At 57.1% G+C, this 8354-nt stretch carries 13 protein-coding genes and 1 pseudogene; 10 read left to right on the forward strand and 4 right to left on the reverse strand.

Annotated features, from left to right (window positions below; genetic code table 11):
• From QE270_RS04855 to QE270_RS04875, 5 genes are all read left to right on the forward strand, one after another.
• Positions 1–327 (forward strand): FMN-binding negative transcriptional regulator (locus tag QE270_RS04855; protein WP_300036024.1); only part of this gene is annotated, 327 nt, incomplete at its 5' end.
• Complete coding sequence (locus tag QE270_RS04860; RefSeq protein WP_300036027.1) at positions 324–986, forward strand: HAD-IA family hydrolase; 663 nt, start codon at positions 324–326, stop codon at positions 984–986. The genes QE270_RS04855 and QE270_RS04860, both read left to right, overlap by 4 nt.
• Positions 983–1222, forward strand: coding sequence for a hypothetical protein (locus QE270_RS04865; RefSeq protein ID WP_300036030.1), 240 nt, complete (start codon positions 983–985; stop codon positions 1220–1222). The genes QE270_RS04860 and QE270_RS04865 overlap by 4 nt, the downstream gene beginning before the upstream one ends.
• Positions 1219–1920: an ATP12 family protein gene (locus QE270_RS04870; RefSeq protein WP_300036033.1), complete on the forward strand. Its 702-nt coding sequence runs from the start codon at positions 1219–1221 to the stop codon at positions 1918–1920. Before QE270_RS04865 ends, QE270_RS04870 begins: the two co-directional genes overlap by 4 nt.
• 67 nt (positions 1921–1987) lie before the next feature.
• A complete protein-coding gene (locus QE270_RS04875; protein WP_300036036.1) occupies positions 1988–2464 on the forward strand; it encodes a DUF3429 domain-containing protein in 477 nt (158 codons plus the stop codon).
• Positions 2465–2473: 9 nt separating this feature from the next.
• Here the strand turns inward: QE270_RS04875 and gmk are convergent, their stop codons facing one another.
• From gmk to QE270_RS04895, 4 genes are all read right to left on the reverse strand, one after another.
• Entirely contained in the window at positions 2474–3127 is a 654-nt protein-coding gene (gmk, locus tag QE270_RS04880; protein ID WP_300036039.1) for a guanylate kinase, read from the reverse strand.
• A 68-nt stretch (positions 3128–3195) separates the two neighbouring features.
• Positions 3196–3390 (reverse strand): hypothetical protein, encoded by a 195-nt coding sequence (locus tag QE270_RS04885; protein WP_300036042.1) that lies wholly within the window; start codon positions 3388–3390, stop codon positions 3196–3198.
• 37 nt (positions 3391–3427) lie between these two features.
• Positions 3428–4819, reverse strand: coding sequence for a class II fumarate hydratase (gene fumC / locus QE270_RS04890; RefSeq protein ID WP_300036045.1), 1392 nt, complete (start codon positions 4817–4819; stop codon positions 3428–3430).
• On the reverse strand, positions 4816–5292 hold the full coding sequence (locus QE270_RS04895) for a ClpXP protease specificity-enhancing factor SspB (protein WP_300036048.1): 477 nt from the start codon (positions 5290–5292) through the stop codon (positions 4816–4818). Before QE270_RS04895 ends, fumC begins: the two co-directional genes overlap by 4 nt.
• Positions 5293–5385: 93 nt before the next feature.
• On the opposite strand from QE270_RS04895, the gene hisB reads away from it, so the two are divergent.
• The 5 genes and pseudogenes from hisB to QE270_RS04920 form a co-directional block, all read left to right on the forward strand.
• Positions 5386–5973, forward strand: a complete 588-nt coding sequence (hisB, locus tag QE270_RS04900) for an imidazoleglycerol-phosphate dehydratase HisB (RefSeq protein WP_300036051.1) — start codon at positions 5386–5388, stop codon at positions 5971–5973.
• 3 nt (positions 5974–5976) lie between these two features.
• A complete protein-coding gene (gene hisH / locus QE270_RS04905; protein ID WP_300036054.1) occupies positions 5977–6588 on the forward strand; it encodes an imidazole glycerol phosphate synthase subunit HisH in 612 nt (203 codons plus the stop codon).
• Positions 6585–7313 carry a 1-(5-phosphoribosyl)-5-[(5-phosphoribosylamino)methylideneamino]imidazole-4-carboxamide isomerase gene (hisA, locus tag QE270_RS04910; RefSeq protein WP_300036057.1) on the forward strand — a complete coding sequence of 243 codons (729 nt, stop codon included), beginning with the start codon at positions 6585–6587 and terminating at the stop codon, positions 7311–7313. The genes hisH and hisA overlap by 4 nt, the downstream gene beginning before the upstream one ends.
• Positions 7310–8068 (forward strand): imidazole glycerol phosphate synthase subunit HisF, encoded by a 759-nt coding sequence (gene hisF / locus QE270_RS04915; RefSeq protein ID WP_300036060.1) that lies wholly within the window; start codon positions 7310–7312, stop codon positions 8066–8068. Before hisA ends, hisF begins: the two co-directional genes overlap by 4 nt.
• Positions 8069–8235: 167 nt before the next feature.
• Positions 8236–8354 (forward strand): annotated as a pseudogene (locus tag QE270_RS04920) (co-chaperone GroES); the annotation flags it as partial.

The following is an 8354-nucleotide window of genomic DNA, read 5'->3' on the forward strand; positions in this document are numbered from 1 at the left end:
ACATGGAATTATGTGGCGGTCGAGTTGGTGGGGCCTGCGCGTAAAATGGACGAGGCGGAGTTGATCGCTCAATCGGATGCTTTATCTTATTCCCAAGAGTTGAAACTGGCGCCCAAACCCGTTTGGACACGCGCCAAAATGACGGATGGCCTGTTTGAAAAAATGCTCCGCGGCATTTACGGGTTTGAAATGCACGTCACCACATGGCGAAGCACTCTGAAGCTAGGGCAAAACAAAGGCGAAGCTATGCGGGAGGCAGCGGCAAATGGCGCGGCGGTGGCCGGCAATATTGCAATTGCCGACGCGATGCGTAATCTCCCTGAATGACGCATCGCCTTGCCATATTCGATTGCGACGGGACGTTGGTCGACAGCCAAGCGAATATCTGCATGGCCATGGAGTATGCGTTTGAGGGCGCTGGGCTGACCCCACCGCGGCGTCATGATATCCGGCGGGTGGTTGGGTTATCGTTGGTAGAATCCATGCGCGTGTTGCTGCCGAATGCGGAGGATAAATGCCATCAGGACATGGCCGAACATTACCGGACTGCGTTCCTTACATTGCGCAACAACGGCTTAGTCGATGAACCGCTCTATGACGGGATGGCATCGTTGTTATCGGAAATGGACGCTTGCGGCTGGCTGTTGGGCGTGGCGACGGGCAAGTCCGATCGCGGTCTGATGCGCTGCCTTGACCATCATGCCATCACGGGTTTGTTCGTTACGCTGCAAACCGCCGATCGCCATCCGTCCAAACCGCACCCGTCAATGGTATGTCAAGCGCTGGCCGATGCCTGCACCGATGCACGCAATGCAGTGGTCATTGGCGATACGGTATATGACATTCATATGGGCCGTGCGGCAGGCACGCGGACCGTGGGGGTGAACTGGGGCTATCATAGCGTGGAGGACCTGCGCGAAGCAGGGGCAGACTATATCGCCGAAAGCATGGACGACCTTAAAACCTATCTCATGGATTTTGCATGACACCCACAGACGATAAATCCCGCGCAGAAACACGCGAGCAATACCGGTTTCTGATTATCAACCTGTGCCGGATTACGGGTGCGATCATGCTGGTTGTCGGCTTGGCCGTCATCGCACGGGAGGCATTTGGACTACCCAAGGCGCTTGGCTTCGGCTTGTTTCTTGTCGGCATGATAGGCTTTATGCTCGTGCCTGTTCTGCTGTCGAAAAGATGGAAAAGTACACCTGATAAATGAGGCGATTTTGGAAGGCAGTTACGCTTGAACCCAGTGATTTTGGGCTCGCCGTTCGGCTTGATGGCCGTCCGGTAAAGACGCCAACAGGCAATCTGCTGGCGCTGCCCACGCAACAAATGGCGGACGCAGTTGTGGCCGAATGGGAGGCTGTCGAAAAAAACGCGAACCCCGTGCTGATGCCCAATACGGGGTTTGCCAATGCAGCCATCGACCGGATCGCGCCGGACCATGATGGTTTTGCCGCCGCCATTGCGGCCTATGGCGAGACGGACAATTTTTGTTATCGCGCCGCGACTGGTGAGGCATTGGCCGACCGGCAGGCGCAGATTTGGGATCCGTGGCTGGACTGGGCCAAAGGGCATTATGATATCGATTTCCTCATTGTCGAAGGTATCATGCACCAACCCCAGCCTCCGGCGACGCTTGAGACTTTGCGCCGCGCAGTCTCTGCACGCGGGGCATTTGAACTGGCCGCTATGGCAAAACTTGCGCATTTGTCAGGATCGCTTGTCGCAACCCTGGCCATCATCGAACGCGCAGGCACCGCCGAAGATATTTGGAACGCCGCCTGTCTGGACGAGATTTGGCAGGAAGAGTTATGGGGCGCAGACCATTGGGCGCAGAAAAACCGGAGCGATCGTGAAGGCGAATTTATGGCCGCGGTGCGTTTTCTGGATTTGCTTGTACCCCGAACCTAGGTGAAAACCCGCCTCGCTGGTTAAGGGAAGGGCGGGTAATCGGGTTCTATAATCAAGGAAAAGGCCAATGACAGACAACGCGACATTCACCTTACGACCGCTTCCAAAGGCGGCGTTTGTTGCAGGCTATGCAGGATTGCTTCCGCAGGTCATTGCCGCTGTCATGGTCTTGTCCGGGATGGAGTATCGCTGGACAGGGCTGGCGGCGGCCTATGGCTATGCTGCATTTATATTCAGCTTCTTGGGCGGCATGTGGTGGGGCCTTGCTGTTACCACGCGCAACAATGATGTGTCGGCCAACGGGATATTTGCGCTCGCTGTCGCGCCAAGCTTATTGTCGCTTGCAACCTATTTGCCATGGATTTGGGGTTGGGAATGGCCCGGCCCTTCACTGGCATGGCTTGGAATTTTCCTAATGCTATCGCCCTTGGCGGATCGATGGTTATCCTCGCGCTGCGCATTGCCACCCGGCTGGATGAAGCTGCGCTGGCATTTGTCGATTGGCTTGGGCGGAATTACCCTGTTTTTGGCGGCTTTCGCTTAGGTCCTGACCCTAAGTCGCCGCGAGGTCGCGGACGAAGCCGATCAAGCCTTTTTGCCGCCGACGCTTCATCCTTTCGGCCGCAAGAATTTGTTGAATCTTTTCAAAGCAGGCCTGCACATCGTCGTTGATGAGCACATAATCATAACCGTCCCAATGCCCGATTTCTGCCTTTGCGCGGCTCATACGGTCTGCAATGACGGCGTCGCTATCTTGTGCACGGCTGTGTAAGCGGCGTTCCAGCTCGTCAATAGATGGTGGTAAAATGAAGACGCGTACGACGTCTGGTCCAGCCTCTTGATATAATTGCTGCGCGCCTTGCCAATCGATGTCGAACAGAACGTCGCAGCCAGCGGCGAGCTTTTCCTCTACCGGCCCTTTTGGCGTACCATAGCGATGCCCGAAAACATGCGCCCATTCCAGAAATTCACCATCAGCAGCCATTTTCTTGAATGTAGCCGTATCGGTGAAATGATAATGAACGCCCTCTATCTCGCCGGGGCGCGGTTCGCGTGTGGTGTATGAAACCGACAATGCAATTTTTGCGTCGGCATCCAAAAGCATCCGTGAAAGCGTCGATTTACCTGCACCCGATGGGGATGAGAGAACGAACAGCAGTCCGCGGCGTTCCAATTCATGCGGCTTGTGGGTGTCGGTATGGGCCATAGCCGCTACTGCGCGAAAGCTTAGGCGCGCGTCAAGAGGGAAGCGCGGTTGTGACCGACGAAAGCGGATCAGCTACGCTGGCGTTCCTTGCGTTTGTCAAACATGCTTTTGGCCGCAAATGCGCCGCCGACGAGCAGCAAGCCCGGAATAGAGCGGGTTGCAAGGCGCGTGGCGACAATGCCAAGCCCCGCTCCAAGCAAGCCATTGCCGCTTTTGCGTCCGATAACTTCGCCGATAACGGCACCTGCGATTGTTTTTAGCATTTGTCGTCTCCCACGCAGCACACCAACAAATTGTTATTCAAACCATATCTTCCGCTCTCACATGGGTGTCGAAAGTGGCTTCGTCAACCAGTCCGGATGCTAACGCGGCTTGGCGCAAAGTGGTTCCTTCGCGCAGCGCCCGTTTGGCGATGTTGGCGGCATTGTCATAGCCGATAATCGGAGCAAGCGCGGTCACGAGCATAAGCGATCGTTCCACCAAATCGGCGATCCGTGTTCGGTCAGGCTCAAGACCCGCGACGCAATGGAGCGCAAAGCTGTCCATGCCAATGGCAAGCAGATCAATCGACCGCAGGATATTTGCGCCAATCATGGGCTTGAACACATTTAACTGCAAATGCCCCTGAAGCCCCCCGACTGTCACCGCCTGATGATTGCCGATGACTTGCGCCGCGACCATCGTCAGCATCTCGCATTGCGTCGGGTTGACCTTGCCCGGCATGATTGAACTGCCGGGTTCATTTTCCGGCAAATGCAATTCGCCAAGGCCGGAGCGCGGGCCAGAGCCCAGCAAGCGGATGTCATTGGCGAGTTTGGTGAGCGCAACCGCGAGCGTATTGAGCGTGCCCGACAGCAGCACCAAAGCATCGTTAGAGGCCAGCGCTTCGAACTTATTGCTGGCGGGCTCAAACGCGATGCCGGTTGCCGAGGAAATCTCATTGGAGATGGCTAAGTCAAAGCCTTTGGGCGCATTTAGGCCAGTACCGACTGCTGTACCGCCCTGAGCCAGTTTTTGCACATGATGCGTGACGGCATGCTCTATGCTGACGCGGCAGGCAGCCAGTTGCGCAACAAAGGCGGAAAATTCCTGTCCTAAAGTGAGCGGCGTTGCGTCCTGCAAATGGGTGCGACCTATTTTAACGATGTCCTGCCATTCGGTGCTTTTTGCGGCAAGCGCATCGGTCAAGCGACCAAGGGCGGGCAAGAGGTCATTGCGTGCCGCCAGCGCCGTCGCAACGTGCAATGCGGTGGGGAAACTGTCATTCGACGATTGGGCCATGTTCACATGGTCATTAGGATGCACCGGTGTTTTGCCGCCGCGTGTGCCCGTCAGCGCCTCATTGGCGATGGCGGCGATAACCTCGTTCACATTCATGTTCGATTGCGTGCCGCTGCCCGTTTGCCAGATGACAAGCGGGAATTGCGCGTCATATTGGCCGCTTAATATGGCGTCGGCTGCGGTAATGATGGCATCAGCGATGTCGGCTGGCAGCGCGCCAGAGGCCTTATGCGTCAACGCTGCGGCGCGCTTCACATGCGCAAGGCCGTAGATAATGCCCATCGGCATGCGTTCATGCGGAGGGAAGGGGAAGTTTGCGATGCTGCGCTGCGTCTGTGCGCCCCAATAAGCGTCTGCGGGGACTTCTAACGGTCCAAAGCTGTCAGTTTCCGTGCGGGTTTCCCCGGTCACTTCTTCCGTCCGAAGTCCACGCTGACGACGTTGGAGCCATCTTCTATCGCCACCGATGGGCTGTCATTGCCAGCCTCTTCATGTGGCTCGGGCGTGCCTTCGCCAGCGTCAACATGGAATTGCAACGCGAAGTCAACGGCAGGGTCAACGAAGGCGGTAATCGCGGAATAAGGAATGAACAGATGCGAAGGGATCTGGCTGAATGACAGGCCCACTTCGAAATGCTCGGCCTCAACCTTCAAGTCCCAATATTTATGCTGAAGCACAATAGTCATTTCATCGGGGAAGCGTTCGTGCAGATGCTGCGGAATGGCAACGCCTGGGGCTTGAGTCTTGAAAGTGATGTAGAAATGATGGTCGCCCGGCAGGCCATCACGCGCAACATCGCCGAGCACGCGGCCAACAACGGCGCGCAATGCCTCCTGCACAACGTCGTCATAAGGAATTAGGCTATCAACATGCTCATCGGACATCCTTGCTAGGTGGACCGCTGAGCGCTCGAAATCAAGATGCTTGTTGGTGTAAGCCAACTTGCCAAATGCGCTAGCGCAGCTATATCGGCGGCCATGCGTACAGGCTCTATCAGTCGCAAGACGAACGAAACGTCCATTGATGTTGAGGTAAACCTTGACGGCACTGGTGTATATGAAGTGTCCACAGGCATCGGTTTTCTCGACCATATGCTTGAGCAATTGTCGCGGCATTCGCTCATTGACCTGAAGGTCAAGGCGGTGGGCGACTTGCATATCGACCAGCACCATACAACCGAAGACACGGGCATCGCTATTGGCGAGGCCGTTTTGCAGGCGCTTGGCGATAAACGCGGCATCACGCGTTATGGCACGGCTTATGCGCCGATGGATGAGACGCTGACCCGCTGCGCGCTCGATATTTCGGGGCGGCCCTATTTTGTGTGGAAGGTGTCTCTTGGCATGCCGCGCCTTGGCGAATGGGATACCGAGCTGATTGAACATTGGTTCCACAGCTTTGCGACCAGCGCCGGTATCACGCTGCATGTTGAAAATCTCTATGGTTCGAACAATCACCATATTGCAGAAAGCTGTTACAAAGCGCTTGCCCGCGCGTTGCGCCAAGCGGTCGAAATTGATCCGCGCAAGGCAGATGCCATCCCTTCGACCAAGGGGACGCTCTAGACCGTGACCCTTGCGCTGATTGATTATGGCGCAGGTAATCTGCATTCGGTGCATAATGCGTTGAAGGCGTCGGGCGCGGCTGATGTGCATGTCACGGCTGATCCCTATATTGTTGCGCACGCTGACCGGATTGTCTTGCCCGGTGTTGGTGCTTTTGCACATTGTATGGCCGCCTTGTCCGGCATTGACGGCATGATCGCCGCTATGGAGCAGCGCGTTCGGGCGCAGGGAACACCATTTTTGGGGATCTGCGTCGGCATGCAGTTGCTTGCCGATGAAGGTGTGGAACATAAATGCACGCGCGGGCTGGGCTGGATTTCCGGCACCGTGCGTGCGATTGCGCCCGCCACGGGCCTGAAAATCCCGCATATGGGTTGGAATGATGTCATGCCGAGCGACGGCGCGCCGCTTATCGAACGCGGTGAAGCCTATTTCCTGCATGGCTATCATTTTGACGCCGCCGACGCGACGGATGTTCTGGCGACCACAGACCATGGCGGTGCGCTTGTTGCTGCGGTGGGCCGCGCCAACATCATGGGGGTGCAGTTTCATCCTGAAAAAAGTCAGGCTTATGGCATCAATTTCCTCAAACGCTTTTTGGAGTGGAAGCCGTGATCGTTTTTCCCGCGATTGACCTCAAGGGCGGCGAAGTTGTGCGCTTGGCCGAGGGCGATATGAACCGCGCTACCGTCTATGCCGATGACCCCGCAGCGCAGGCAATGTTATTTGCCGAACAAGGCGCGGAATTTCTGCATGTGGTCGATTTGGATGGGGCCTTTGCGGGACGCCCCGAAAATGCCGAAGCGGTTGAGGGCATTATCGAAAATTTCCCCGGTTATATCCAATTGGGCGGCGGCATCCGCAATCCGCAGACCGTCGAGCATTGGTTCGACATGGGCGTTGCGCGGCTGGTGATTGGTACAGCGGCGCTTAAAGACCCGCAGTTCGTGAAAGACATGGCGCGCGAGTTTGAAGACGGCATCGTCGTTGCCGTTGATGCACGCGACGGGTTCGTGGCGACCGAGGGCTGGGCAGAAAAATCCGACATGCCTGTCATCGACCTTGCCCGCCGGTTCGAAGATGCGGGTGTAGCCTCGATCCTTTTCACCGATGTTGGGCGCGACGGCATGCTGACCGGATGCAATATCGACGCGACGGTTGATCTGGCGCGGCGCGTGAACATTCCGGTGATCGCCAGCGGCGGGGTGAAGGGCATTGATGACATTCACATGCTCGCGCTGCATGTCAAGGACGGCATTGAGGGCGTGATTACGGGCCGCGCAATTTATGATGGGCGGCTGGATCTGGCGACGGCGATTAAGGTGGCGGCGCGGGCATGACTGTCCGCGTCCGCGTCATCCCCTGCCTCGACGTCTCCAATGGCCGCGTGGTCAAAGGTGTGAACTTTGTCGACCTGCGCGATGCGGGCGACCCAGTCGAGCAAGCGCAAGCCTATGATGCGGCGGGTGCTGATGAGCTTTGCTTTCTCGATATTAGCGCCAGCTATGAAGGGCGCGGCACGATAATCGACGTCGTGCGGCGCACGGCAGAAGTGTGCTTCATGCCGCTGACCGTTGGCGGCGGCGTGCGCAGTGCAGAGGACGCGCGGGCTTTGTTGCTGGCGGGCGCAGACAAGGTCGCGGTCAACAGTGCGGCAGTCGAGCGACCTGAAGTCGTTGCTGATATCGCCGCGCGCTTCGGCAGCCAATGCGTGGTCGCCTCAGTTGATGCGCGCAGGACCGGCGACCGATGGGAGATCTTCACCCATGGCGGACGCAAACCGACGGGCATCGATGCATTGGAACATGCCGTCAAATTGGCGGACCTCGGTGCGGGGGAATTGCTTGTCACCAGCATGGACCGCGATGGCACGCGTGACGGTTACGACCTTGCACTGACGCGCGCGATTGCCGACGCAGTACACATACCTGTTGTGGCCAGCGGCGGCGTAGGCAATTTGGAGCATCTGGTCGCTGGCGTGCGCGAAGGCCATGCCAGCGCAGTTCTGGCGGCGTCGATATTCCATTTCGGCCAATATAGCATCGCCGATGCGCATGCGGCGTTGCAATCTGCGGGGTTGCCGGCGCGGGTCTGAAACCTCGGCAAAAAAATTCGTTTCCCGAGTCCTTGACCTGTAATGAAAACTCCCTATCTGGGCCTTGTTAGCACTCACACTAAAAGAGTGCCAACGCTCATTCATTGCCGTCACGCCGGGCTTTGGCCGGTGGCGGGATGGCGAACAATTAAAGGAAGGTTCAACATATGGCATTTCGTCCATTGCATGATCGCGTTCTCGTCCGTCGGGTCGAGGCCGAAGCAAAAACCGCTGGCGGGATAATCATCCCCGATACAGCTCAGGAAAAGCCACAGGAAGGCGAAGT

Source organism: Sphingorhabdus sp. (assembly GCF_029865925.1).
Lineage (GTDB): Bacteria > Pseudomonadota > Alphaproteobacteria > Sphingomonadales > Sphingomonadaceae > Sphingorhabdus_B.

Bases quoted from the DNA above. Each gene is read 5' to 3' on its own strand.
- gmk (WP_300036039.1), bottom strand. From the start codon at position 3,127: ATGGCCCATACCGACACCCACAAGCCGCATGAATTGGAACGCCGCGGA.
- QE270_RS04865 (WP_300036030.1), top strand. From the start codon at position 983: ATGACACCCACAGACGATAAATCCCGCGCAGAAACACGCGAGCAATAC.
- QE270_RS04885 (WP_300036042.1), bottom strand. From the start codon at position 3,390: ATGCTAAAAACAATCGCAGGTGCCGTTATCGGCGAAGTTATCGGACGC.
- QE270_RS04875 (WP_300036036.1), top strand. From the start codon at position 1,988: ATGACAGACAACGCGACATTCACCTTACGACCGCTTCCAAAGGCGGCG.
- QE270_RS04860 (WP_300036027.1), top strand. From the start codon at position 324: ATGACGCATCGCCTTGCCATATTCGATTGCGACGGGACGTTGGTCGAC.
- hisB (WP_300036051.1), top strand. From the start codon at position 5,386: ATGCGTACAGGCTCTATCAGTCGCAAGACGAACGAAACGTCCATTGAT.
- QE270_RS04870 (WP_300036033.1), top strand. From the start codon at position 1,219: ATGAGGCGATTTTGGAAGGCAGTTACGCTTGAACCCAGTGATTTTGGG.
- QE270_RS04895 (WP_300036048.1), bottom strand. From the start codon at position 5,292: ATGTCCGATGAGCATGTTGATAGCCTAATTCCTTATGACGACGTTGTG.
- hisF (WP_300036060.1), top strand. From the start codon at position 7,310: ATGACTGTCCGCGTCCGCGTCATCCCCTGCCTCGACGTCTCCAATGGC.